Origin of the sequence: Streptomyces sp. NPDC048411, assembly GCF_040704695.1 — a bacterium.
Taxonomy (GTDB): Bacteria; Actinomycetota; Actinomycetes; order Streptomycetales; family Streptomycetaceae; genus Streptomyces.
Genome location: NZ_JBEZKL010000314.1, coordinates 1 through 1188 on the forward strand (window position 1 = coordinate 1; position 1188 = coordinate 1188).

Sequence of the window (1188 nt, forward strand, 5' to 3'; positions counted from 1 at the left end):
TGCTCATATTGCTCTTCTTGCTCACTGCCTGTAACTGCTTCCTCCGGGACCTTCCGTCCCAGTATCAGGCTGTCCAGGTCAAAGGGGGAGCTTCAACTAGCTAGGCCGACTACCTGCACGAGCGCGCGGCGGTGCGGTAAGGCCGAGCGCCGAACGCCACTGCTCTCTGCTCTCTGCTCTCTGCTCTCTGCTCTCTGCTCTCTGCTCTCTGCTCTCTGCTGCAGCTTGGGCGACAGCAGAGAGCAGCAGGTCCAGGCGCCCGGCGCAGCTCAGACCGACCAGAGGCAGAAGGGGTGCCCGGCCGGGCTGGCGTAGACCCGGCCGCCCTTCCGCGATGCGGGGTCGACGTCGTCAGCGGGCTGCAGCCGACGTGCACCCGCCTCGAGCGCCAGCCTGTACGCGGCCGCGAGGTCGTCCGTCGTCAGATCGACGTGCATCTGCTGCAAGTTGCCCTCTGGCCACTGCGGGGGGACATGCCCCGGAGCCAGCTGGATCACGAACACCGGGAACCCGTCGCTTTGGAGGAAGTTGTGGGTTGCGGTCTTCGCGATCGAGCCGCCCAGCAGCCGGTGTCAGAACGCACTCTCGGGATCCCGCTCGGCAGCGTCGATGATCACTGCGCTGAGGTTGATGTTCATGCTAGTTCCCTGTCCTCCCCCTGCTTGGCTTTGAAGTCACACCACCGGGATGATGCCGCCGTCGCCCCGGAACTCGGCTCCCGTGAGCCACTTCGCGCGACCGGATGCGAGGAACGCGATCATCTCTGCCACATCCTCGGGATCGCCGGGCCGGCCCATCGGCACGTTCAGATGATCCACAACCTGCTGCTGCACGTCCTCCACGCCAACGCCCTGCCGATCGGCGATCCGCTGGAGGTGCTCGACCGCACCCTCGGTGGCCACGAAACCGGGCAGAACACACACCACACGCACTCCGTGCTCGCCCACCTCGGTCGCCAGCCCGCGGCTGTAAACATTGAGCGCCGCCTTCGCCGCGTAGGACGCCTCGGTGCGCTGCGGCAGACGGCTCGCGATCGACGAGACGTGCACGAACAACACCATGCCGATGACCACGAGTGCGGTGCGGGCGGGATCGAGGCTGGTGTACGCGAACCGGCGGCCGCGGCGTTTCTCTTGGCGTCGGTACTCCCGGTCGTCGATGTGCCAGGCGTGCGGGAGCGGTTCGTTG

The 1188-nt window shown here is 66.5% G+C and carries 2 protein-coding genes; both read right to left on the bottom strand.

The features are described 5' to 3' along the window. Positions 1–269: 269 nt before the first annotated feature. A complete protein-coding gene (locus AB0915_RS39250; protein WP_366696205.1) occupies positions 270–566 on the bottom strand; it encodes a VOC family protein in 297 nt (98 codons plus the stop codon). 108 nt (positions 567–674) lie between these two features. Then, positions 675–1188 (bottom strand): SDR family oxidoreductase (locus AB0915_RS39255; protein ID WP_366696203.1); only part of this gene is annotated, 514 nt, incomplete at its 5' end.